At 72.3% G+C, this 23,320-nt stretch carries 22 protein-coding genes and 1 riboswitch; of the genes, 6 read left to right on the top strand and 16 right to left on the bottom strand.

Annotation, left to right across the window (positions count from 1 at the left end; genetic code table 11):
• Positions 1-11: 11 nt before the first annotated feature.
• On the bottom strand, positions 12-755 hold the full coding sequence (locus OHA89_RS26605) for a lysophospholipid acyltransferase family protein (protein WP_406368598.1): 744 nt from the start codon (positions 753-755) through the stop codon (positions 12-14).
• A 170-nt stretch (positions 756-925) separates the two neighbouring features.
• Here OHA89_RS26605 and OHA89_RS26600 point away from each other — a divergent pair, with 170 nt between their 5' ends.
• Positions 926-1,705: a carboxylesterase gene (locus OHA89_RS26600; RefSeq protein WP_215146529.1), complete on the top strand. Its 780-nt coding sequence runs from the start codon at positions 926-928 to the stop codon at positions 1,703-1,705.
• Complete coding sequence (locus OHA89_RS26595) at positions 1,698-2,270, top strand: hypothetical protein (protein ID WP_266610152.1); 573 nt, start codon at positions 1,698-1,700, stop codon at positions 2,268-2,270. The genes OHA89_RS26600 and OHA89_RS26595 overlap by 8 nt, the downstream gene beginning before the upstream one ends.
• A 55-nt stretch (positions 2,271-2,325) precedes the next feature.
• Here the strand turns inward: OHA89_RS26595 and OHA89_RS26590 are convergent, their stop codons facing one another.
• From OHA89_RS26590 to OHA89_RS26565, 6 genes are all read right to left on the bottom strand, one after another.
• The gene (locus tag OHA89_RS26590; RefSeq protein ID WP_266610150.1) at positions 2,326-3,075 is read right to left on the bottom strand and encodes an endonuclease/exonuclease/phosphatase family protein; all 750 of its coding nucleotides are present in this window, start codon (positions 3,073-3,075) and stop codon (positions 2,326-2,328) included.
• Positions 3,076-3,149: 74 nt separating this feature from the next.
• A complete protein-coding gene (locus OHA89_RS26585) occupies positions 3,150-4,091 on the bottom strand; it encodes an ROK family glucokinase (protein WP_215146412.1) in 942 nt (313 codons plus the stop codon).
• A 68-nt stretch (positions 4,092-4,159) separates the two neighbouring features.
• Positions 4,160-4,624 (bottom strand): DUF5304 domain-containing protein, encoded by a 465-nt coding sequence (locus OHA89_RS26580; RefSeq protein ID WP_266610149.1) that lies wholly within the window; start codon positions 4,622-4,624, stop codon positions 4,160-4,162.
• 76 nt (positions 4,625-4,700) lie between these two features.
• A complete protein-coding gene (locus tag OHA89_RS26575) occupies positions 4,701-5,903 on the bottom strand; it encodes an ArsA family ATPase (RefSeq protein WP_406367282.1) in 1,203 nt (400 codons plus the stop codon).
• Positions 5,904-5,914: 11 nt separating this feature from the next.
• Positions 5,915-6,358, bottom strand: a complete 444-nt coding sequence (locus OHA89_RS26570; RefSeq protein ID WP_215146409.1) for an SRPBCC family protein — start codon at positions 6,356-6,358, stop codon at positions 5,915-5,917.
• A gap of 79 nt (positions 6,359-6,437) precedes the next feature.
• Positions 6,438-7,265: a metallophosphoesterase gene (locus OHA89_RS26565; protein WP_215146528.1), complete on the bottom strand. Its 828-nt coding sequence runs from the start codon at positions 7,263-7,265 to the stop codon at positions 6,438-6,440.
• Between the two features lie 242 nt (positions 7,266-7,507).
• Here OHA89_RS26565 and OHA89_RS26560 point away from each other — a divergent pair, with 242 nt between their 5' ends.
• Complete coding sequence (locus OHA89_RS26560; RefSeq protein ID WP_266610145.1) at positions 7,508-9,304, top strand: long-chain fatty acid--CoA ligase; 1,797 nt, start codon at positions 7,508-7,510, stop codon at positions 9,302-9,304.
• Here OHA89_RS26560 and OHA89_RS26555 read toward each other — a convergent pair.
• The 7 genes from OHA89_RS26555 to OHA89_RS26525 all read right to left on the bottom strand — a co-directional run bounded on the left by OHA89_RS26555 (position 9,301) and on the right by OHA89_RS26525 (position 17,540).
• Positions 9,301-10,911, bottom strand: a complete 1,611-nt coding sequence (locus OHA89_RS26555) for a GMC oxidoreductase (protein ID WP_406367281.1) — start codon at positions 10,909-10,911, stop codon at positions 9,301-9,303. The two genes, OHA89_RS26560 and OHA89_RS26555, sit on opposite strands and share 4 nt — an antisense overlap.
• Positions 10,912-11,030: 119 nt before the next feature.
• The gene (locus OHA89_RS26550) at positions 11,031-12,173 is read right to left on the bottom strand and encodes a glycosyltransferase family 4 protein (RefSeq protein ID WP_266610141.1); all 1,143 of its coding nucleotides are present in this window, start codon (positions 12,171-12,173) and stop codon (positions 11,031-11,033) included.
• Between the two features lie 32 nt (positions 12,174-12,205).
• Positions 12,206-13,318 carry a hypothetical protein gene (locus tag OHA89_RS26545; RefSeq protein ID WP_406367280.1) on the bottom strand — a complete coding sequence of 371 codons (1,113 nt, stop codon included), beginning with the start codon at positions 13,316-13,318 and terminating at the stop codon, positions 12,206-12,208.
• A 34-nt stretch (positions 13,319-13,352) separates the two neighbouring features.
• Positions 13,353-14,396: an NlpC/P60 family protein gene (locus tag OHA89_RS26540; RefSeq protein WP_266610137.1), complete on the bottom strand. Its 1,044-nt coding sequence runs from the start codon at positions 14,394-14,396 to the stop codon at positions 13,353-13,355.
• A 221-nt stretch (positions 14,397-14,617) separates the two neighbouring features.
• The gene (locus OHA89_RS26535; protein ID WP_215140590.1) at positions 14,618-15,643 is read right to left on the bottom strand and encodes a C40 family peptidase; all 1,026 of its coding nucleotides are present in this window, start codon (positions 15,641-15,643) and stop codon (positions 14,618-14,620) included.
• Positions 15,644-15,895: 252 nt separating this feature from the next.
• Positions 15,896-17,260, bottom strand: a complete 1,365-nt coding sequence (locus tag OHA89_RS26530; protein ID WP_257559468.1) for an NYN domain-containing protein — start codon at positions 17,258-17,260, stop codon at positions 15,896-15,898.
• A gap of 40 nt (positions 17,261-17,300) precedes the next feature.
• Positions 17,301-17,540, bottom strand: coding sequence for a hypothetical protein (locus OHA89_RS26525; protein WP_030036330.1), 240 nt, complete (start codon positions 17,538-17,540; stop codon positions 17,301-17,303).
• Between the two features lie 125 nt (positions 17,541-17,665).
• Here OHA89_RS26525 and OHA89_RS26520 point away from each other — a divergent pair, with 125 nt between their 5' ends.
• From OHA89_RS26520 to OHA89_RS26510, 3 genes are all read left to right on the top strand, one after another.
• Positions 17,666-18,379, top strand: coding sequence for a rhomboid family intramembrane serine protease (locus OHA89_RS26520; RefSeq protein WP_266610135.1), 714 nt, complete (start codon positions 17,666-17,668; stop codon positions 18,377-18,379).
• Positions 18,380-18,524: 145 nt separating this feature from the next.
• Complete coding sequence (locus OHA89_RS26515; RefSeq protein ID WP_266610134.1) at positions 18,525-20,594, top strand: transposase; 2,070 nt, start codon at positions 18,525-18,527, stop codon at positions 20,592-20,594.
• Positions 20,591-20,872 (top strand): Lrp/AsnC ligand binding domain-containing protein, encoded by a 282-nt coding sequence (locus tag OHA89_RS26510; protein ID WP_031148522.1) that lies wholly within the window; start codon positions 20,591-20,593, stop codon positions 20,870-20,872. The genes OHA89_RS26515 and OHA89_RS26510 overlap by 4 nt, the downstream gene beginning before the upstream one ends.
• A gap of 4 nt (positions 20,873-20,876) precedes the next feature.
• On the opposite strand, the gene OHA89_RS26505 is transcribed toward OHA89_RS26510, so the two are convergent.
• Positions 20,877-21,473 (bottom strand): ferredoxin, encoded by a 597-nt coding sequence (locus OHA89_RS26505; protein ID WP_266610132.1) that lies wholly within the window; start codon positions 21,471-21,473, stop codon positions 20,877-20,879.
• Positions 21,474-21,486: 13 nt separating this feature from the next.
• Positions 21,487-22,887 (bottom strand): aminotransferase class V-fold PLP-dependent enzyme, encoded by a 1,401-nt coding sequence (locus OHA89_RS26500; RefSeq protein WP_406367277.1) that lies wholly within the window; start codon positions 22,885-22,887, stop codon positions 21,487-21,489.
• Positions 22,888-23,106: 219 nt separating this feature from the next.
• Positions 23,107-23,223, bottom strand: a riboswitch (SAM riboswitch).
• Positions 23,224-23,320: the final 97 nt, after the last annotated feature.

Here is a 23,320-nt window from a genome sequence, read left to right as displayed (position 1 = left end):
TACGCCCGTCGCTACTCCGCCTTGCCTTCGGCGTTCTCGGCCTTTTCGGCCTTTTCGGCCTTCTCGGCCTTGGCGGCGGCCTTTTCGGCGTCGGCGATCTGGCGCTTGGCCGCCGTCGCGTAGATGTCCACGTACTCCTGGCCGGACAGCTTCATGATCTCGTACATGACCTCGTCGGTCACCGAGCGGAGGATGAAGCGGTCGCTGTCCATGCCGTGGTAGCGGCTGAAGTCCAGGGGCTTGCCGATCCGGATCCCGGGGCGCATCAGCTTGGGGACCACCTTGCCGGGCGGCTGGATCTTCTCGGTGTCGATCATCGCCACCGGGATCACGGGGGCGCCGGTGGCCAGGGCCACGCGGGCCAGGCCGCCGGGCTTGCCGCGGTAGAGGCGGCCGTCGGGTGAACGCGTTCCCTCGGGGTAGATACCGAACAGCTCCCCCCGCTCGATGACCTCGATGCCGCTCTTGATGGCGGCCTCACCGGCCCCGCGCGCACCGGAGCGGTCCACCGGGAGCTGGCCGACGCCCTTGAAGAAGGCGGCCGTCAGCTTGCCCTTGACTCCCGGGGAGGTGAAGTACTCCGCCTTCGCGATGAAGGTCACCTTGCGGTCCAGCACCGCCGGCAGGAAGAAGGAGTCGGAGAAGGACAGGTGGTTGCTCGCGAGGATCGCCGGCCCCTCGGCGGGAATGTTCTCGAGGCCCTCCACCCACGGCCTGAAGGCGAGCTTCAGGGAACCGCCGATGGAGAACTTCATTGCGCCGTAGATCAACTCGAAAGCCTTCCTGTGTCTGTCGAACAGACCATATCCCCTGGCTCTCCCGGCAGCGGCCCGACGACCCTGGTCGGTGCCACCCCGGTCGCGTACGGTGAAGTCACACAGAGCAACGCACCCACCTGATGTACATCATGATCAAGGAGACCCTGGTGCCCGTCCTCCCTGGAGCCGAGCCGTTCCGCCACGAGGGCGGAGAGGTCGGCGTCCTTCTCTGCCACGGCTTCACCGGTTCCCCGCAGTCGCTGCGCCCCTGGGCCGAGTATCTGGCCGGGAAGGGGCTCACGGTGTCGCTGCCGCTGCTGCCCGGGCACGGCACGCGCTGGCAGGACATGCAGCTCACGGGCTGGCAGGACTGGTACGCCGAGGTGGACCGGGCGCTGCGGGAGCTGCTGGACCGGTGCGAGCGGGTGTTCGTCTTCGGCCTGTCCATGGGCGGCGCGCTGACCCTGCGGCTGGCGGCCAAGCACGGGGACGCCATCAGCGGCATCGTCCTCGTCAATCCGGCCAACAAGGTGCACGACCCGCTGGCCTTCGCCCTTCCCGTGGCCCAGCACTTCATCCGGTCGACGCCGGGCATCGCGAGCGACATCGCGAAGCCGGGGTCGGACGAGGTCGGCTACGACCGGGTCCCGACGCGGGCCGCGCACTCGCTGCGGAAGTTCCTCCAGCTCGTGGACACCGAGCTGCCGCAGGTCACGCAGCCCGTGCTGCTGCTGCACAGCCCGCAGGACCACGTCGTACCGCCGGTCGACTCGGCGCGGGTGCTGGCGCGGATCTCGTCAACCGATGTCACCGAGACCCTGCTGGAACAGAGCTACCACGTCGCGACGTTGGACCATGACGCGGAGCGGATCTTCGCGGACAGCTATGCGTTCGTCGGCCGACTGGCGGAGAGCGTGGGCAGGGAGGGGGCGCAGGCGGGTGGCTGAGCACGAGGAGCAGTCGGGCGGGGTTCCGCCGCTGGACGAGGAAGCGGCGTGGGCGGCGATCGTCGCCGGGTACGGGCAGGAGCCGCCGGACCCGCCGGGGTCCCGGCCGTTCAAGCCGATCGAGAACCTCATGCTGCCGGAGGAAGACGTCAAGCCGCTGCCGCCGGAGCCGGAGCCCAAGCCGGAGCCCGAGCAGGAGCCCGAGCAGGATCCGGAGCCGAGACCGGAGCCCCCGGCGGCGCTGGGCAGCTCGGTGGTCTTCGCCCCGGGCGTCGGCGTCGCGGGCCCGCGCGACCACTCGCTCGCGGAGCCGGCGGACGAGGGCCACTTCGTGCCCCCGGAGCCGGAGCTCCCGGAGGCGGACACCACGTCGAAGTTCGCCTGGCTGGCGGTGGTCGGCGGGCCGGTGCTGCTGCTCCTGGCGGTGCTGTTGCAGTGGGAGATGACCTGGTGGCTGACGACGCTGGGCATCGGCGGCTTCCTGGGCGGCTTCGCGACGCTGGTCGCGCGCATGGCGCACGGCGACGACGATGACGACGACCCGGGCCGCGGAGCGGTGGTGTAACTGGGGCTCGATCGCCGGGGGTCCGGGGGCAGAGCCCCCGGCTACGGCGCCGCAGTTACCGCGCAGCGGGGAGGCGGAGGGCCGCCAGGACCGGGAGGTGGTCCGTGGCCGCCACCAGGTCCGCGGGGGTCACGCCCGGCAGCCCCGCCGGGACGCCACAGCCCAGCACCTCCACGCCCTTCGTCGCGAAGACCGCGTCGATGCGCCGCTCCGGTGCCGACACCGGGAAGGTCCGTTCCCCGCCCCACGGGGCCACCGACCAGCAGTCCTGCAACGTGCCCGCGAGCTGCCCGAAGGCCGGGCCGTCCGGTCCCTCGTTCACATCGCCCGCGGCGATCCCGTACGGGGTGTCCAGCGCCGCGACCCGGTCCAGGAGGCGATCCGCCTGGGCCCGCCGTTCCGCCCGGTCCAGGGACAGGTGCGCGGAGACCAGGCCCGCCCGGGCGCCGCCGATCCGGACCACCGCCGTCGCGAAGCCCCGCCGGTGCAGGCCGGGGGTGTGCGGCAGCAGCACGTCCTCCGTCCGCTCCACGAACACCCGCAGCGAGCACATCAGCAGCGGCCCGGCCGCCGTCGCGCCCCCGCCGAGCACCACCAGGTCACACTTCGCGGCGAGCCTCGCCGCGTGTTTGCGCCACCGGAAGAACCGCGGCGCCTCCTGCACGAACACGAGGTCCGGTGCGCAGGCCCGGATGACCCGGGCAAGCGCCTCCTCGTCGTCGCGCAGCGAGCGGATGTTGTAGCTGAGCACCCGGATCACGGCAGAACCGTCGGGCTCCGTACGGGACTTCGGCAGCTGGTCCATGCCCGGCAAGATACGCAGCCGCCCGCCGCTCCCCCAAGGGGCGCGGCGGGCGGTCACGTATACGAGGGGAAGGGTCAGCCCTGGCGTGCCAGGTCCGCCGCGCCCACGAGTCCGGCCTTTCCGCCCAACTGGGCGGCCAGCACCTGCGCGTGCGGACGCCAGGCGCCGCCGACCAGCCAGCGCTTGAAGGACTTGCGGATCGGGTCCAGGACCAGGTCGCCCTCGTCGGAGACCCCGCCGCCGACGATGAACGCGGACGGGTCGAACAGCGAGGCCAGGTCGGCCAGGCCCGCGCCGGCCCAGCGGGCCAGTTCGCGGAAGGCGTCGATGGCCACCAGGTCGCCCTGCCGGGCGGCCTCGCTGATGTGCTTGCCCTCGATGCCCTCGGGGGTGCCGTCGCCGAGCGAGAGCAGGATGGTCGCGTTCTCGGGGGTGGCGTTGGCGCGCTGCTTGGCGTAGCGGACGAGCGCGCGCCCCGAGGCGTACTGCTCCCAGCAGCCCTGGCTGCCGCAGCCGCACAGCAGGCCGTCCGGGACGACCCGGATGTGGCCGAATTCGGCGGCGACGCCGAAGCGTCCGCGCCGCAGCTTGTTGCCGATGATGATGCCGCCGCCCAGGCCGGTGCCGAGCGTGATGCAGATGACGTCGTCGTGGCCCTGGCCGGCGCCGAAGCGGTACTCGCCCCAGGCGGCGCAGTTCGCGTCGTTCTCGACGACGACGGGCAGGCCGATGCGCTGCTCGACCTTGTCCTTGAGCGGCTCGTGCCGCCAGTTGATGTTCGGGGCGAAGAGCACGGTGGCGCGCTTGTCGTCCACGTAGCCCGCGGCGCCGATGCCGACGGCGTCGATGGTGTGGTTGCTGCTGACCGCGGAGACGGCGGTGCAGATGGCCTCCGTCACTCCGTCCGCGGTCGGCGGGGTGGGCACCTTGTACGTCTCAAGGATGGTGCCCTCTTCGTCGACCACGCCGGCCGCGATCTTCGTGCCGCCGATGTCGACGCCGATGGTGAGTCCCATTAGTCCCTCGGTTTCCGGTCAAACCCCGCCACGGCCAACCGTACCCGAGGGCGGGACCCCCCAAGGGTTCAGTCGAGATCGATCCGCTCGGCCGGGCCGTCGTCGGGGCCCTCGTCACGGGGGTCGCGCTCGCCGGGCGCCTGCCGCGGAGCCGGGGGTTCGCCCCGCGTCCAGCGGCGCTCGTGGCCCTCGACGGCCGAGCGGTAGGCGGCGAGCAGCTCGGATCCGGCGGCCGCGAGGTGGTCGAAGACCTCGGGGTTGCGCTCGACGACGGGCTTGGCGGCGGTCTTGGCCTGGTTGACGAACTGACGCACGGCACCCTGGGCGGCGCTGCCGATCAGGGGGTTGTTCAGCCCGGAAACCTTGTCCGCGACGGCCTCGAAGAGCTTGAACAGCTCCTCGGCGGCGGTCCCGGTGCCCTGGCCCCCCGTCCCGCCCTGCCCGCGCAGGCGCTCCTTCTCTGCGGCGAGGTCCTCGGCGCAGGCCTTGGCCCAGGCGTCGTCGTCGGTGGGGCGGTCGGTGGCCTCGCTCATGGCGGACTCTCCTGCTGCAGCTGCTGTGCGTGCGGTACGGGCTACCTTCGACGGTACCCGAACGGCGGTACGGGGATCAGGACGTGCGGGGCCACAGGCCCGGGTCCGGGGTGAAGCGGATGCGGAGGGCGTCCTCGGCCAGGGCGGCGCCGGAGACGGTGCAGCGGCGCAGCGCCGCGGGCAGCGGAACGATCCTGCGGTACGGGCCCACGGTGAGCAGCAGCTCGTCGCCCCGCCGGATCAGGTCGAGCTCGCGCTTGTGCGCACCGGGCAGCGGGACCACCCAGACGAGCACCCCGTCCTCGGCGAGCCGGTCCTCGACCGCCCATGCCCGGCGGGGCGCGGGCCGCTGCGGGACGAGGCCGTCGGTGGCGGCGAGCGGTTCCAGGTCCTGCGGGCCGCGCGGGTCCCGGCCGAGGTGGCCGAGCCGGACCACGGGAAGCTCGCCGGCCCACTGGGCGGCGTACTTCTCCTGCTGGGCGGCGAGCCCGGCGAGCCAGGGGTCGACGGAGCCCTCGGGGAGCAGGCGGTTGGCGACGACGGCGGAGACGGGAAGCTGCTGGAGGGCGAGCCCGAGCCGCCCCGGCCGGATCGCGTCGGCGGCGGCCGGTCCCGGTTCGGCGACCAGCCGGACCTCGGTGGTGGCGGCCTCGATGACGGCCTGGACCGCGGCGAGCTCCTCGTCCCACCGGGCGGCGGCCTCGTAGAGCCACTGCGCGGGCATGGGCACACCGGCCAGCTGGGCCAGTACGGGCCGCAGGGCGCGGGCGGCCTGCCGCTCCGCGGGGAGCAGCCGGGCGAGGTAGCGGCGCAGCTGGGCGGGGAGGGCCAGGGTGGCCAGGGCCTGGTGGAGCGGGGGCAGGTCGACGACGACGAGGTCGAATCCCGGCGCGGAGGCGGCCCGTCGCAGGGCGCGCAGCAGTGCGAACTGCTCGGCGCCGGGCAGTTCGGTGAGTTCCTCGGCGCCCAGCGGCCGGGCCCCGACCATGCCGAGGAGGGCGGATCCGCGCTCCTGGAGGGCGACGAGTTCCTCCCGGAACTCCTCGCCGGAGTCCACCCGGGCCACCCGGACCCCGCCGGCCACCGGTACGGCCGACAGCCCGGGCGCGACCTCGGCGGGCTCCCCCACCGGCTCCCCGGTCAGGGCGGAGAGGGGGTCCCCGGCGTCGCCGGACAGCAGCAGCACCCGCCGCCCCTGCCGGGCCGCGGCGAGGGCGGTGGCCGCGGCCACGGTGGTCCGGCCGGCCCCGCCGGGTCCGGTGATCAGCAAGGTGTGCACGGTGTCGCGCCTCAGCCGGTCGATTCCACGCGCTTCTTCAGACCGGCCAGGGCGCGGTCGATGATGACCTTCTCGGCCTTGCGCTTGATCATGCCGAGCATGGGGATCTTGACGTCCACGGTCAGCTGGTAGGTGACCTCGGTGCGCTTGCCGCCGTCCAGCGGGGCCAGCCGGTACGAGCCGTCCAGCTGGCGCAGCATCTGCGACTTGTCCAGGGTCCAGCTGACCTCGTCCTCGCCCTTCCAGGTGTAGGCGAGGGTGTGGTCGTCCTTGATCGCGCCCGCGTCGAGCAGCAGCCGGACCTTCTCGGCGCGGCCTTCGGCGTCGGAGGCCAGCACCTCGGCCTCCTTCACCTCGCCAGTCCACTCGGGGTAGCGGGCGAAGTCGGCGATCACGGCCATCACGTCGGCCGGCGAGGCGTCGATCGTGATGCTTGAGCTGGTGTGTTCCGCCATCGCGGTGGCTCCTCCAGAGAGTTTTCGAGGAAGTGTGCGGCCTCCGGCCGCCGCCCGAAGGCTACCGTGCGTGCGGAGCTCACCACTCCAGGGCCCAGGGCCTCCCGGTCGCCGCGAAGTGACCGACGTTCACGCACTCCGTGCCGCCGATCCGCATCCGCCGTGCGAGCGGCTGGTGGACGTGCCCGAAGAGGGCGTACTTGGGGCGGGTGCGCCGGATCGCGGCCAGCAAGGCCTCGCTGCCGCGTTCGAAGCGGCGCGCGACCGTGTCGTAGCAGAGCTCCGGCACCTCCGGCGGGATGTGTGAGCACAGTACGTCCACCTCGCCCAGCGCCTCCACCTTGGCGGCGTACTCCTCGACGTCCACCTCGTACGGGGTCCGCATCGGCGAGGGCAGCCCGCCTCCGACGAAGCCGAAGACCCGCCCGCCGATCTCCACGCGCTGCCCGTCGAGCACCGTGAAGCCGTGGCGGTCGGCGTACTCCGGCCACAGGGCCGGGATGTCCACGTTGCCGTAGGTGGCGTACGTCGGGGTGGGGAAGGCGGCGAACATCTGCGCGTACTGGCGGCGCACGGCGCCCTCGATCAGCCGGTCCCGGTCCAGCCCGGCCCACAGCTGCCGCCCGAAGGCGTGGGCCTCGGCGAAGCGGCGCGCGGTGCGCAGCTCGACGATCCGGTCGGCGTTCTCGACGCCGAACAGGTCGGGGAAGATCCCGCGCGAGTGGTCGGCGTAGTCGAGGAAGAGCACGAGGTCACCGAGGCAGATCAGCGCGTCGGCACCGTCCCCCGCCCGGGCGAGGGCCTCGGCGTTGCCGTGCACATCGCTCACGACGTGGACCCGGGTGCGGGACCCGCTGCGGACCCCGGCGCGGCTCGATCCGCTCGTGCCCGTCTGCCCGTCCCGCATGCTGCCACCCATGCGGCCACCCTAGGGCGGCGGGGTGACGGCGGGGTAGAGGGGGTGGCAGATGCAGCCGGACCTGCGGTTACTTCCGAGTCGCCGAAGGGGTCGACTAGTGTCGGCACGAAAGGCCCGCGTCATGTGACGCACGGAACATCTGGCCGGTTCCCTCTATCCGGAACCCACTACCGGTGGGTAACGTCCGGTCGGTCCACATGGTGGCGATGGCGCCCAGAGGAGCAGCAGTCTTGCGCGAGTTCAGCCTTCCGGCCCTGTACGAGGTCCCGTCGGACGGGAACCTGACGGATCTCATCCGCCGCAATGCCTCGCAGCATCCCGACACCGCTGTCATGAGCCGCAAGGTCGACGGCCGGTGGCAGGACGTGACCGCGACCGAGTTCCTGGCCGAGGTCCGGGCCACGGCCAAGGGCCTGATCGCGGCCGGCATCCGGCCCGGCGACCGGGTCGCCCTGATCTCCCGCACCCGCTACGAGTGGGTGCTGATCGACTTCGCGATCTGGACGGCGGGCGGCGTCACCGTCCCGGTGTACGAGACCAGCTCCCCCGAGCAGATCCAGTGGATCCTCGGCGACTCCGGCGCCGTCGCCGCGGTCGTCGAGAGCCCCGGGCACAGCGCGGCCGTGGCCTCGCTGCGCGACCGGCTGCCGGAACTGCGCGAGGTCTGGGAGATCGAGCAGGGCGCCCTGGAAGCGCTGAAGAGCGCGGGCGCCGGGATCACCGACGACGAGGTCGACGAGCGCAGCAGCATCGCAGGCGCCGACGACCCGGCCACCATCGTCTACACCTCCGGCACCACCGGCCGCCCCAAGGGCTGTGTGCTGAGCCACCGCAACTTCTTCGCGGAGTGCGGCAACGTCGTCGAGCGGCTGGGCCCGCTCTTCCGCACGGGCGAGTGCTCGGTGCTGCTCTTCCTGCCGGCGGCGCACGTCTTCGGTCGCCTGGTGGAGGTGGCGGCCGTACTGGCGCCGATCCGGCTGGGCTGCGTACCGGACATCAAGAACCTGACCGACGAACTGCAGTCCTTCCGGCCCACGCTGATCCTGGGCGTGCCCCGGGTCTTCGAGAAGGTCTACAACTCGGCGCGCGCCAAGGCGCAGGCCGACGGCAAGGGCAAGATCTTCGACGCCGCCGCCGAGACCGCGATCGCCTACAGCCGGGCGCTGGACACCCCCCGCGGGCCGTCCTTCGGCCTGAAGCTCAAGCACAAGATCTTCACCAAGCTCGTCTACAGCAAGCTGCACACGGTGCTGGGCGGGCGCGGCGAGTACGCGATCTCCGGCGGCGCGCCGCTGGGCGAGCGCCTGGGCCACTTCTTCCGCGGCATCGGCTTCACGGTCCTGGAGGGCTACGGCCTGACGGAGTCCTGCGCGGCCACGGCCTTCAACCCCTGGGACCGGCCGAAGATCGGTACGGTCGGCCAGCCGCTGCCCGGTTCCGTGGTGCGCATCGCGGACGACGGCGAGGTGCTGCTGCACGGCGAGCACGTCTTCAGCGGCTACTGGAAGAACGAGACGGCGACCGCCGAGGCGCTGACCGACGGCTGGTTCCACACCGGCGACGTCGGCACCCTCGACGAGGACGGCTACCTCGCGATCACCGGGCGCAAGAAGGAGCTCATCGTGACCGCGGGCGGCAAGAACGTCGCGCCCGCCGTGATCGAGGACCGGATCCGGGCGCACGCGCTGGTCGCGGAGTGCATGGTCGTCGGCGACGCGCGGCCGTTCGTGGCCGCGCTGGTCACCATCGACGAGGAGTTCCTCGGCCGGTGGGCCGCGGAGAACGGCAAGCCGGCCGGTGTGACGGCGGCGGAACTGCGCGAGGACGCGGAGCTCAACGCCGCCGTCCAGAAGGCCGTCGACGACGGCAACGCGGCGGTTTCCAAGGCGGAATCGGTGCGGAAATTCCGCATTCTGCCCTCCCAGTTCACGGAGGAGTCGGGCCACATCACGCCCTCGCTGAAGCTCAAGCGGAATGTGGTCGCGAAGGACTTCGCGGACGAGATCGAAGCCCTGTACCGGAGCTAGTCCTCGGCGAGGATCCGGGCCATGTTCCGCTCTGCGAGGGCGGTGACGGTCACGAACGGGTTCACGCCGAGCGAGCCGGGGATCAGGGAGCTGTCGACCACGTACAGCCCCTGGTACCCCTTGGCCCGGCCGTAGAGGTCGGTCGCCTCCCCGAGGACGCAGCCGCCGAGCGGGTGGTAGGTGAAGTTGTCGGCGAAGGTCCTGTTGTCGCCGAAAAGGTCGTACCGGTAGATGGTGAAGTTGCGCCGGTTGATGCGGTCGAAGAGGTTCTTCGCCGCGTTGACCGAGGGCGTGTTCTGGTCCCGCCGCCAGTTGAGCCGGGCCGAGTCGGTGGCGGCGTCGTACGTGAAGTGCCCGCGCTCGGGGTTCTTGGTGATGGCCAGGTACATCGAGATCCAGTGCTCGATGCCCATGGGGAGCGGGGCGATCTCGGCGAAGACCGGGTTCGCAGCGTTGTCCCAGTCGTCGATGCCCAGGGCGGGCATGGTGGCCTGGTTGCAGCCGACGGTGTCCCACAGGTGGTTGGCGCGGGCGGTCATGACGTTGCCGTTGTGGCCCCAGCCGAGCCCGACCCGGTCGCTGAGCGCGGGCAGCGTCCCGGTCTCGCGGGCCCGCAGCAGGATCTCGGTGGTGCCCAGGCTCCCGGCCCCCAGGAAGAGCCGCCGGCAGCCGAGTTCGCGGACCTGGATGACCCTTCCGGTGAGATCGCTGGTCCGCACGGTCAGCACGTACCCCCCGGCGGGGTCCTGCCGTACGCCGACCACGTGCTGCATGGTCTCGATGGTGACGTTGCCGGTGCCGATCGCGGCCGCGAGGTAGGTCTTGTCGACGCTCTTCTTGCCGTGGTTGTTGCCGTAGATGACCTCCCCGGCCAGGGCTGATTTCGTGGCGGTGCCGGCCGCCTCGCGCTGCATGTAGGCGAAGTCGTAGACGTTGGGGACGAAGACGGTCTTCAGGCCGGTGTTGTGGGCGTGTTTGCGGGAGATCCGGGCGAAGCGGTACCACTCGGTGGACTCGAACCAGGCCGGGTCGATTTCGTTGACCCCGAGCATGGCGCGGGCGCGGGGGTAGTAGGTGCCGTACATCTCGTCGGCGTCGACCGCCGGCAGCACCTCGGAGAAGTACGAACGCCGCGGCGTCGGCGCCATCCCGCCGTTGACGAGGGATCCGCCGCCGACGCCGCGGCCCACGTACACGGACATGTCGCCGTAGTTCACGCGGTCGAGGACGCCGGGGTACGGGCTGATGTCGCGGTTGACCACGTCGAGCCAGAGGAACTGGGCGAGCGGGGCCTCGGTGCGCGTGCGGAACCACATGGAGCGCTGGTCGGGCGCGGAGGTGGAGGGGAAGACCTTTCCGTCGGGCCCGGGGGTGTCCCAGAGCCGGCCCATTTCGAGGACGACGGTGCGCACGCCGGCCTGCCCGAGGCGCAGCGCGGCGACGGCGGCCCCGTAGCCGGACCCGACGACGATGGCGGGCGCGTACTGAGCCGCCTGTGGCTCGGCCGCGGCCGCGGAGGACAGCCCGATCCGCGTGAACCCGAGCGCTGCGGCGGTCTGCAGAGCGGCCAGTCCGAGGACATGACGGCGCGTCAGATTTGGTGTCATGGCCGCATGATGTGCGGAATCCACCCTTCCACCCATACGCCGCACAGCCAGACATCTGAGAGACAGTCAGCCATGGCTCCCAAAATCCGGCCTCGCCGGCGATCGAGGCGCCGCAGCCGTCAGAGCAGCTCGCGGAGGCGGTCCGCCAGGAGGTCCCAGCGCCAGCGGTCCTCGACCCAGGCACGCCCGCGCTCGCCCATGCGGGCCCGCAGGGCCGGGTCCAGCAGCAGGGCCACCACGCGATCCGCCGCGTCGGCCGGGACACCGCCCCGCACGACCCACCCCGTCTCCCCGTCCAGCACCGCGTCGGGCGCTCCGCCCGAGTCGCCCGCGACCACCGGCAGGCCCGTCGCCGAAGCCTCCAGGTAGACGATCCCCAGGCCCTCGACGTCCAGCCCGCCCCGCCGGGTCCGGCACGGCATGGCGAAGACGTCCCCGGCCCCGTAGTGGGCGGGCAGTTCGGACCACGGGACCGATCCCGTGAAGACCACCGAGTCCGCGACGCCCACGGAAACCGCCAGCGCCCGCAGGTCGGACTCGTACGGCCCGCCGCCCACGATCAGCAGCACCGCGTCGGGCACCGCCGCCAGGATCCTCGGCATCGCCTCGATCAGCGTGTCCTGCCCCTTCCGCGGCACGAGCCGGGACACGCACACCACCACCGGCCGGTCGGTCAGCCCGAGCCGCGCCCGGACCTCCGCCCCGCCCGACTCCGGGTGGAAGGTCTTCTCGTCCACGCCCGGCGGCAGCTGCACCATCCGGGCCGCCGCGCGGTCCGTCAGCGTCGAGGCGATCCGCGAGCGCGTGTACTCCCCCAGGTAGGTCAGGGTGTCGGTGCCCTCGCCGATCCGCCGCAGCAGCTGCCGCGCCGCCGGCAGCTGGGCCCAGCCCGCCTCGTGCCCGTGCGTGGTCGCCACGATCCGCTTGGCCCCCGCCCGCCGCAGCGCCGGGCCCATCAGCCCCAGCGGGGCCGCCGCCCCGAACCACACGGACTCGCAGCCGTGTTCGCGCAGCAGGCCCACCGCCCGCCGCGTCACGCGCGGGGTCGGCAGCAGCATGGTCGTGCGGTCGCGCACCACCTGGAAGGGCTGCTCGGCGTCGAAGGCCGCGGTGGCCTCGCGGCCCTCCGCGCTGTGCTTCCAGGTGGAGGCGTACACGACGACCCGGTCGGGATCCAGCCGCAGCGCCATGTTGTGCAGGAAGGCCTGGATGCCGCCCGGTCGCGGGGGGAAGTCGTTGGTCACGATCAGCGTCTTGTGCATTGCCTGCCGACAGTACCGGACGCGTGCGGCGCTCAGCGGAGCCAGTCGCGCAGGGCCTCCTGCCAGGCCTTCGTCAGCCCCGCCCGGTCCACGCCGAGCGCCTCGTCCAGTGCCGTCGGCAGCGGCTCCCGGGCCGCCCGCTCGTACAGGTCGACCAGGGCCTCCTCGCCCCATTCCGCCGCGATCAGCCGGCAGGCCAGCCACGCGCCCTCGTACGCCCGGGCCAGCGCCTCCGAGTCGCCGCCGAAGGCGAAGGCCTCCGTGGCGGGCAGCTCGGCGGGCACCTCGCCCCGCCGCACGGCCCGGCCCAGCGCGGGGGCGCCCTGCCCCGGCGTGGTGGGGCCGCCGCGGTACGCCGCCCAGTCCGCGAAGCCCTCGGAGAGCCACAGCGGGGTGGTGGCGGAGGTCGCCGCCCGGGTGGCCACATGGGTGACCTCGTGGGTCAGGACGATCCGCCGGCCCGCCTCGCCCAGCTCGCCGTACCCCTCCGGGTTGACCACCACCCGGTCCGCGGGAGCGGGTCCCGCGCCCACCCGGCCGGTGGTGACGGCGCCCATGCCCCGGTACGCGTCGGCCGTCCCGCCCAGCAGCTCCGCCATCCGCGCCAGTGATCCCGGGACCAGCACCACCACCCGCCCGGCCCACGGCCGGGGCCACGCGGCGCTCGCCGCGGGCACCGCCCGGTCGGCCTCGGCGGCGATCCCCCGCAGGGTGTCCTCGCTCTGCCCCGAGCCGCCCAGCACCAGCGAGTGCGTGCCCCGGACCACCGACACCGGCCCCTGGTCCCACAGCTGCGGCGGCGTGCCCGGAGCGGGCCGGTCCGCCGCCACCCGCCACGTGCCGCCGTCGCCGTGCAGTTCGAGCTCGCGGGCCGAGCCGGCCGGGGCCGGGTCGTAGCCGGTGAGCCGGTAGCGCAGCTCCGCCCGTACGAGGGCCCGTACGCCGTCCCGCCGCACCGAGGCGACCTCGTACGCCCAGTCCTCGACGGGGATGCCGGCCAGCCGCTCGGGCGGCGTCCGCGACCAGTCGGCCACGGCCCGGCGGACGTCCTGCTCGGCCGTGTCGGCCGGCCGCAGCGCGCACCCGGCCAGCAGGAGGCACAGCAGGAGCGGCAGCGCGCGTACGAGACGACGACCCGGGAGCATCAGCCGATCGTACGCAAGGGCGGGTTACCCGAGGTCAGGGCCGGGTCACCGCGGACACCGGCATCATCCCGACGGGGTCGTAGCGGACCCGGGCCCCGGGGTACGGGGCGTGCACCACCTGGCCGTTGCCGACGTACATGCCGACGTGGCTGGCATCCGAGCGGTACGTCACCAGGTCGCCAGGGCGGGCCTGCGACAGCGGCACCTGGCGGCCCGCGTGGCGCTGGGCCTGCGACGTGCGCGGCAGCGAGACCCCGGCCTGGCGGTAGGACCAGACCATCAGCCCGGAGCAGTCGAAGCCGGAGGGGCCGGTGGAGCCCCACACGTACGGGCGGCCGACCGCGGCCCGGGCCGCCATCACGGCGGTCGCGGCGCGCCCCGAGGAGGCGCCCAGGGAGGACAGCTCGGGCAGCGCGTCGGGGCGGCCGCCCGAGCGGGAGGCGCGCTCGAAGTCGGCCCGCTCCTCGGAGGGCATGGCGTTGAGCAGCCGCCGGGCGGCCGCGAGCTTCGCCGTGACCGAGCGCTTGTGCCGGGCCACGTCGGCGCGCAGCGCGTCGAGTTCGGCGAGTTTGCGGGAGGCCTCCCGGCGCTCCTGGCCGAGCCGGCGCTGCTCCTCGCGGAGTTCGTCCAGCTGCCGGGCCTGGCGGCCGGTCAGCCGGTCCAGGGCGGCGGCCTGCGCCAGGTACGCGTCGGGGTCCTCGGCCAGCATCAGGCCGACGGCGGGCTCGATGCCGCCGCTGCGGTACTGGGCCCCGGCGAAGGTGCCCAGGATGCCCCGCATGGTGTTGATGCGTTCCTGACCGCGGGCGACCAGGTCCTGGGCGCGGTTGACCTCGGCGCGCAGCCGGGCGGCCTTCTCGCCCGCCTCGTTGAAGCGCTCGGTGGCCTGCTCGGCCTCCTCGAAGAGCCGGTCGACCTGGGCGCGGGAGCCCGCTGCGGGGTCCTGCGGGAGGCCGGGGGCCGCGCTGGCGGGTGCTCCCGTCATGGCGACCGCGGCCGTGGCCGCGGCGGCGGTGAGGACGGTGACCTTGGGGTTCCGGTCGAGGCTGCCGAGCCCGGGCCGGCGATGGGACGCCACGTGAAACCGCTCCCTTCCGCTGGGCGTGGCCCGGGTCCGCCCCCCGTGGACGGACGTGTGCCGGGTTCCGCGCTGGCAGACAGTAGCCGCGCCACCGGGCACCGGCCAACGACCGCCGACGGGCACGCACAGTGACGCCCCGCCGGAGACGCAGGTCACCGGCGGGGCGTGGGGTCAGAGCGGAGCCCTGCAATTCGCCCGGATGGGCGGTGTGCGGCGCGTCAGATGCGGACGCCGAACTGGAAGGGCATGTTGTCCATCGACTCGTACTTGATGCCGCCGCGCGGGTTGGAGGCGTGCAGCGTCATGTTGTTGCCGGCGTAGAGGCCGACGTGGTGCAGGTCTCCGTAGAAGAAGACCAGGTCACCGGGCTGGAGCTGGCTGCGGCTGATGCGCGTGCCGTCGTTGGCCTGGGTGTAGGTGGTGCGGGTGATGCTCACGCCGGCCTGCTTGTACGCCCACTGGGTCAGCCCGGAGCAGTCGAAGGCGCTCGGGCCGGTGGCGCCGGAGACGTACGCGCCGCCCAGCTTGGTCTTGGCGGCCGCCAGGGCGGCTCCGGCGCGGCCGGAGGCACTCACGTTGCCGAGGTCGACGCGCTGGCTCTCGCTGCGGCTGGCGCGCGACTCCTCGTCCTTGAGCGCGGCACGCTCCTGCGCGGTGAGGGTGTTGAGCAGCGCCTGGGCCTCGGCGAGCTTGTCCTGCGAGACCTTCTTCTTCTCGCCGAGCTCCTTGCGGGTGGCGTCGAGGTCGGCGAGCTTGCCGGCGGCCTCCTGGCGCTGCTGCGCGAGGCTGCGCTGCTTCGCCTGGATCTTCTGGACCGCTTCGACCTGCTTGCCGCTCAGGTGCTCCAGGGAGGAGGCCTTGTCGAGGTAGCTGTCGGGGTCCTCGGAGAGGAGGAGGGCGAGCGACGGATCTATGCTGCCGCTGCGGTACTGCGCGCTCGCCATCGAACCGAGGGTGCTGCGCAGCTCGTTGAGGTCGCCCTGGCCGCGCGCGACCTGGTCCTGGAGCTGCCCGATCTCCTTCTCGAGCTTCTCCTGGCGTTCCTTGGCCCCGTTGAACTTCTCGGTGGCCTGCTCCGCCTCTTCGTAGAGCGCGTCGACTTGGGACTTGACCTCGTCCTTGCTCGGCTTCGCCGGGGCCGCGGTGGCGCCCTGGGAGGAGAGCGCGACGGCCGCGGCCGCGGTTGCGGTCAGCACGGTCACACGAGCGCGGGTCGGCTGCTTGGGTCGACGGTGGGACGCCACGAAGGCGAGCTCCTTCTTCCTAGAGCCGCCGAAGAACGCAACTCGGCAGCACCTCCGCTGCCACCCCTAATGAGTGATCTACCGCACGAAGGTTTGAGGAGACCCTAGTGACCCATCTGTGATCAGTTCAAATCCTGCCGGGAAAAAAGTCGGTCGCCGACCAGGTTCTTTACCTACAGCGCACGCTCTGTACCGGGCACTTGACGGTACGTTCCCTGAAGCCCCTGCCAATTCGGGCATTGGGACCAGGAGTTACGAAACGCGCGAAAGCCGCTTCAGCAGCAAAGCGGACGCCACCGGTCGCGCACCCGCCTTGGCCACCCCGTCCGCGACCTCCCGGTCCGTGGAGACCACGACCACCGGCCGGCCGGGCGGCTCCGCCCGCACCAGCTGGCGGATCAGCTCGTCCGCCGTCACACCGGCCTTGGAGAACAGCACCCGTACCCCGCGCGGCGGCGCGAGCAGCACCGGGGCGGCCAGCTCCGCCCCGTCGAAGACACAGGTCATCTCCGCGCCCGTCTGGGCAGCCAGCATCGACAGCCCGCCCAGCAGCCGCAGCCGCTGCTTCTCCAGCGGCATCGTCGGATAGCCGGTCTTGGTCACGTTGTAGCCGTCGACCACCAGATGGGCCTGGGGCAGCGCCAACAGCTGGTCCAGCAGCGCCGGATCGGTCTCCGACAGGGCACGCGCCGCGATGTCCTTCGGCGTCATCCGGCCCGGCTCCACGGCCTCCACGGTGTCCGCCGGGCGCGTGGACACCGGCGGCAGCGCCAGCTCGCGGCGCAGCCCCGCCGCCGCGTCCAGCACGGTGTCCAGCAGCAGCCGCAGCCGCATGTCCTCGATGCTGCGTCCCTCGCGGGTGGCCCGGCGCGAGGTCTCCAGCGACGTCTCCACCTCCGCCAGCCGGGACTTGAGCCGCCGGGTCTCGCTCTCGGCGGCGGCCACCCGTGCGGCCGCCTCGCCGCGGATCCCGTCGACCTCGGCGTTCACCTTGCGCAGGGCCGCCTCGCCGCGCTTGACGTCGCTGAGCGCGCTGCGCAGCTTGCGCTGAAGCGATTCCGCTTCCTTGCGGACCTCGTCCAGCTCGGCCCGCACCTGCTCGCCGCCGGAACGCTGCAGGTCCCGTACCTGCGCCAGCTCCTCGCGGAGCCGCTCCAGCTCGCGCCGGGTCTCCTCGCCGACCCGCTCGGCGTCCGCGCGCTGCGCCTCCTCGCCGGCGGCGGCCACGAGCTTGACCCAGCCGACCGGCCGCAGGACGTACGCGGCCGCCGCCACGTCCAGCGGATCGGCGGCGGCGGGCGGCGCGCCGGACTCCAGCGCACCGGCCAGGTCCGCCTGTGCCTCGCGCAGCTTCTCGGCGACCCGGCCGCGGAACACGGGGTCGGTCTCGACCGCCGCGGCCATCGCGTTGCCCGCGAACTTGGCGCGCCGGGTCGGGGTGAAACGGGCGTACTGGCGCAGCTGCGCCGGGAGGTCCGCGACCGTCAGTCCGCCGAAGGCGTCCGAGACGAGCGCGACGACCCGGCGCCGCACGCCTTCCGGCAGCGGGCGGTCGAGCACCTCGGCGGCGTCGCCGGCCGCGTCGGCCGGCTCAGCGCCGCTTGCTGGCTCCACAATCCGTCACCCCTACCGTGATCTACCTATGGGCGGGGCTCCGTCAGGAGTCCGCGCCCGGCCTGTCCACGAGCTCGATCTGGTCCACCGCGTTGCACCAGCGGCAGCGGACCGACTCGATGGTCTCATTGACCACCTCGCGCTCCTCGACCTTGGGCTCCCCGGCGAGGTCCAGGTGGATGTACTCCACGACCTTCGACGAACGGGTGACGTCGAAGCGCGTGAGGTTGCCGCACAGGGTGCAGCGCCACCGGGTGGTGTCGGTCGGCAGGGGAACCGTCATCAGGCCGCTCTCTCCTTCGTAGCTGTTTCAATTAAAGCCGTCTGCAGCGCCGTCTGCGCCGATTGGGCAGACGTCGGCTCGTAACCCTACGGCCTGCCACCGCTTCAGGTGGGGCGGGTTGCGTCATGCTCTGTCACATGATCGTAAGGTGGCAGGCCGTTCGCGAGGCCGCCCGGGGACCGGTGGTCACCCATGCGCTGATCGCGGGCTGCGCCGTGGTGTTCGTACTCGGCCCGGCCTCGGGGCTGAATCCGGGCTACGGGTCGGGCGAGGGGCTGCTGACCGCCGGGACGGACTACTTCCGGCGCTGGGGCGTGGTCCCGGACGAGCTGTTCACGGGCCGCCCGCGCGCCTGGCTGACCCCGCTGACCGCGCTGTTCGTGCACGGCAGCTGGCTGCACCTGCTCGGCAACATGCTCTTCCTCTACGTCTTCGGCGCGATGACGGAGGAGCGGATGGGCCGCCCGGCGTTCCTCGTCTTCTACGTCTGTACGGGCTACGTGGCCCTGGCGGCGTACGCGGTGGCCAACGCGGGGTCCCCGCAGACTCTGGTCGGGGCGTCCGGGGCGATCTCGGCGGTGCTGGGCGCCTTCCTGTACCTGCTCCCGCGGGCCAGGGTGACGAGCCTGTTCCCGTTCCTGTTCTTCCTGCCGCTGCGGTTCCCGGCGTGGATCGTGCTGCTGTTCTGGTTCGCCCTCCAATGGGTGGCGGCGCACCGGGCGGGCAGCGGTCCCGGGGTCGCCTATCTGGCCCACCTGGTGGGCTTCTCCGTCGGCTTCCTGTACGCGTGGGCGCGCTATCGGCGTACCGCTGAGAGGTGTTCCGTAGTTCAGGAGTAGTCGATCTCGGGGTTGTGGTGGGCGGCGACGGCGCAGGTGGTGTCGTTGATCGCGTTGAAGTCGACGCGACCGCTGGTCAGATTGTAATTAACTAGTCACCTAGCGTGTCGCATGTCAACTAATCTCGTCACGGGAGGTGACGACGATGCAGGCTGCCCAGACGCGCAAGTTCCGGGGAAAGAACAAGGCCCCGAAGTGGACCAAGCCCGATGACGGGACGGTGTCGGTGATGGTGCTGCCGCTGGCCGTCACCGATCCCGCCGACCTCGCCCGGCTGGGCAAGCTGTATAGCGCGATGTGGTCGATCAAGCGGGCCGTGCAACGGGACGCCCGCGCCAGAGTCAATGCCTATTGGGCGGCGAAGCACGAGCGGGGCGAGCACGGGGCGAAGGCCCTACGGCAGCGTCTCGGCCTCTCCCGCGAGGCGCTCGAGCGCTGCGCGTACAAGCACCTGGAAGACTCCGGGCACCTCAAGCACCATGCCTCCAAGGCGTTGGCGATGCACATGGCCGATGAGGTGTGGAACGGGGTGCAGCGGCACCTGTTCCCCGACGCGGCCAGCCACCGCATCGGCCGTCCGAGGACCGGGAACAGGCACCACTTCACCCGCATTCCCGGACGCGCTCGCTCCCACACCACCGCGAACAAGTGGGAAACCTTCCGCCTTGCCGGCACTCTTCACGGGCACGTCAAGGCCTACACCGAGGGTGGGCAGCACGCGTTGACGCAGCCCCGGCGGATGCCCAAGCCCGAGCTGCCGTCCGGCACGGTGCCCACCGGCAAGACCTCCGCATCGGGCAAGCCCCTGATGCGGAAGGCGACGTGGTGGGACCACACCGGCCCCCTCGCCGTCGTCTTCGCGGGCGGACCTGACGCCGGCGCGGGTGACCTTGTCCTCCCGGTACGGGTGCCACAGCAGCCCGGCCAGTACGCTCGCGTTGAGCACTTCCTCTCCACCCCTGGCCGCTGGCACAAGGTGGATCTCGTCCGCCGCCGCAAGGCGTCCGCGCCGGGCGGCTGGGTGTACGAGGCGCACCTGATGGCCCTCGCCCCCGGCTATGCAGCCCCGGCCGTCCAGAAGATGCGTGAGCAGGCTGCCGCTCTTGAACGTATCGGCGGGGTGGACGGCAACGTCTCCAACCTCTCCGTCGTCTCCTTTCCCGCGGCCCTGGACCCCACCGCGGGCGACCCGGCCTCGACCGAGATCTCGCTCACCGACGCCGAGCGCGCCTCGCTGGAGAAGCAGGCGAAGAAGCTGCGCGGCCGTGCGCGAGCGCTGGAGCGCTCCCGCAGGGCAACCAACAGCGTGCAGTACGGCCTGTCGAAGAAGCAGGGCCGCCGCGACGCAAGGCGCGCTGAGAAAGGCCTCAAGCCCAAGGCCGTAGCGGTTCCGGGCGGTGCCCGCGCCGCCCGGTCCGATGGGGCACCGAAGCAGGCGTACCGCCGTGACCGGCTCTCGACCGTCTACCGTGAGCTGCGCGCCCGACAGGCCGAACACGCCGCCTCCATCGCCGAGCACCGCCGCCACCGCGCCCGCAGCGTGGCTCGCGACATCATCGCCGTCCACGGCGCCGTGCTCGTGGTGGAGGACTGCGACATCCGCAGCTGGTACCGGCTGTGGGGCAAGCGCCTCTCCCAGACCACACCCGGCCTGCTCATCGCCGCCCTCGACCGCGAGTGCCGAGCCGCAGGCGGACGGCTCGTCCGCGCCTCCACCTGGTCCACCGCCCTGTCACAGCACTGCCTGTGCGGAGAGCCGGTCAACAAGACGCTGCGGGACCGTGAGCACAACTGCGTCGCGTGCGGCCTCGTCGGCAAGCGTGACCTTGTGTCCGCAGCGCTGGCCGCGTTCGTCCGCCTCACCGACGTGGACGACCCCAAGACCGCGTACCTGGACGTCACGATGTCCCGGCACGCACAGATCATCTTCTCAACTGGGCTGGAAGAAGCCCTGCGTGAGTCAACCACACCGTGCCAGAACACCTCTCGGGGTGCTGGTCGCGTGGCAGTCCCGCCGCAGCGCGGGACCTCTGCTCACCGAACCGCCGGAAAGCGGCCCCGAGCAACCCCGGATGAGACACGCCCCGTGCGCGACCACGCCGGAAAGCCCGGACACCGCCCGGCTGCAATCCTCAGCTCACCTTTGGTGACTTACGGATCAAGTCTTAGAGTGAGGCGACCAGCGACGGCCACCGAGGGAGACAGCCAACCGTGATCACCGCGATCGTGCTCATCAAGACCAGCGTGGACCGCATCCCCGAGATCGCCGAGGCCATCGCCGCGCTGGACAGCGTCAGCGAGGTCTACTCCGTCACGGGGACGTACGACCTGATCGCGCTGGTCCGCGTGGCCCGCCACGAGAACCTGGCGGACATCATCCCGGGCCGCATCAGCAAGATCCCGGGCGTGGAGGCCACGGACACCCACGTGGCGTTCCGCACGTACTCGCAGCACGACCTCGAGGCGGCCTTCGCGATCGGCCTGGACGCGTAGCGGTTCAGAGCCCGGGCAGCGCCTCGCCCGGCCGGGCGGGGCGGCCCTCCTCCAGCCGGAACAGGTACCCGCGGAGGTAATCCCCGAGGTTGCCGTCGATGTGGGCGACGTAGTCGCGGGCCCCGGCGGACGCCTCGCGCTCGTAGCGGTCCTCCGACACGGACCACGTGCGGTCCAGGGCCACCGCCCACTCGCGAACCCGACCGCGGTCGCGCCACCAGTCCCGGACGAGCTCCGGGGTCCAGTGCGCGTCACCGTCACCGGCGTACCCCGCCATCGGGTCGCACTCCGCCGCGCAGAGCACGGCGTACGTCTCCCGTTCGTCGCGGGGCTGGCGGTAGACGAACTCCTGGTTGTACTCACCGTCGTACATGACGTTGTCGGGTGCGCAGTCCCGCCCCGTCCAGCAGTTGTCCGTCCCGGCCCCGTAGAACGGGCCCGGGACGTTGCGCCAGTTGCGCTCGCCCCACTGGTCCGGCTCGCAGCTGCTGCGTGTGCCCCGGCTCCAGTCGAACACCGGCGGCCGGGTGCCGGGCTCCCACTGGGGCAGGTGCGTGCCCGCCACGGCGCGGACGGTCGGTATCGGGTCCCAGTAGGTCATGATCCGCAGCCTGTCACACGGCCGGGACGCAGCGGCCTTCCTCGGTGCGGTACTGCCACTGGGCGCCGTCCGCGACGAGTTCCTTCACCGCGCGGACGAACCGCTCCACGTGCTCGTCCGGGGTGCCGGCGCCGAAGCTGACGCGGATGGCGTTGAGGGACCGCTCCCCCGGGGCCGCCTCCGGGGCGCCGCATTCGCCCTGGGCCTGCGGCTCGCTGCCCAGCAGGGTGCGGACCAGCGGGTGGGCGCAGAACAGGCCGTCGCGGACGCCGATCCCGTACTCGGCGGACAGCGCGGCCGCGAAGTGGGAGCTGTTCCAGCCGTCGACCACGAAGGAGATGACGCCGACCCGCGGGGCGTCGTCCCCGAAGAGGGAGAGGACGCGAACCGCGGGAACGTCGGCCAGGCCGTCCCGGACCTTGGCGATCAGGTGGCGCTCGCGGGCGACCAGGTTCTCGAATCCCGCCTCGGCCAGGGCCTTGCAGGCGGAGGCGATGGAGTAGACGCCGATGACGTTCGGGGAGCCGGCCTCGTGGCGGGCGGCGGTGGTGTGCCACTCGACGTCCACGCCGCCGTCCTCGCGCCGGGCGACCTTGCGGGAGGCGCCGCCGCCGGCCAGGTACGGCTCGGCCTGCTGGAGCCAGTCCGCGCGGCCGGCGAGGACGCCCGAGCCGAAGGGGGCGTAGAGCTTGTGGCCGGAGAAGGCGACCCAGTCCACGTCGAGGTCCTGGACCGAGACGGGGTGGTGGGGGGCCAGCTGGGCGGCGTCCAGGACGATCCGCGCGCCGTGGGCGTGCGCCGCCGCGGCGAGCTCCCTGACCGGCCACAGCTCACCGGTGACGTTGGACGCGCCGGTGACGCAGACCAGGGCCGGGCCGTAAGGGTCGCGGCCGGCCAGCGCCCGCTCCAGGGTGGCGACGGCCTCGTCCGGGGTGCGGGGGGCGTTGAGGTAGGTGACCTGGGCGTCGGTCCACGGCAGCAGCGAGGCGTGGTGCTCGGTCTCGAAGACGAAGACCTGGCAGCCGGCCGGGAGGACCGCCGCGAGCAGGTTCAGCGAGTCGGTGGTGGACCGGGTGAAGATCACCTGGTCGGCGGGGCGGCAGTCGAGGAACTCGGCGACCGTGACCCGGCTCTGCTCGAAGAGGTCGGTGGAGAGCTGCGAGAGGTAGCCGGCGCCCCGGTGGACGCTGCCGTAGTACGGGGCGTACGCGGCCACGTCGTCCCAGACCCGCTGGAGCGCGGGGGCGCTGGCCGCGTAGTCGAGGGCGGCGTAGGTGACCTCGCCACCGGTGACGAGCGGGACGGTGACGTCACGGCCGAGGACCGGCAGCGGCTCGGCACAGGCGGGGTCGACGGCAGCGGCGGAGGTGGCGACGGCGGAGGTGGCGACGGCGGCGTTCAGGGATGCGGACATGGCGGAATCTCCCGGCAGGCAGGGGTGAATGGCTTCGGTGTGCCCGTACGCGGCCACGGCGCGGCGCCGTGCGGCGGGGTACGGGAAGTCCTCGGATCTGAACGGGGGTACACGGAAGTGACCCTGATCCGAGGGTTGAAGAAGGGGCGGAGTCGCCCTATCGCATTCGCTTGCTCACGGAAAACGCTCCTCGAGAGACCAGGACCCCTGGTGTCGAGGGATCCGCGCTTGCCGTAGACCTCGCTGCCTACGACCTGGTCATCACCCGGGGCACCCCGCCACGGAAGGAGGGTTGCCGGACAGCAAGCCGGGGCCTAAACGCTGTCACTCGTGACCTGATCAGCATCCTGCCACACGATCCCGCACGCGCAAGACCCCGGTCCACCATCCGGACCGGGGCCTTGACCGAAAACGATCAGTCGGCGTGCATCGG

This window comes from Streptomyces sp. NBC_01546 (assembly GCF_045208355.1).
GTDB lineage: Bacteria > Actinomycetota > Actinomycetes > Streptomycetales > Streptomycetaceae > Streptomyces.
Note: the sequence above shows the minus strand (reverse complement) of the source record. Positions and strands in the feature narration are given on the sequence as shown.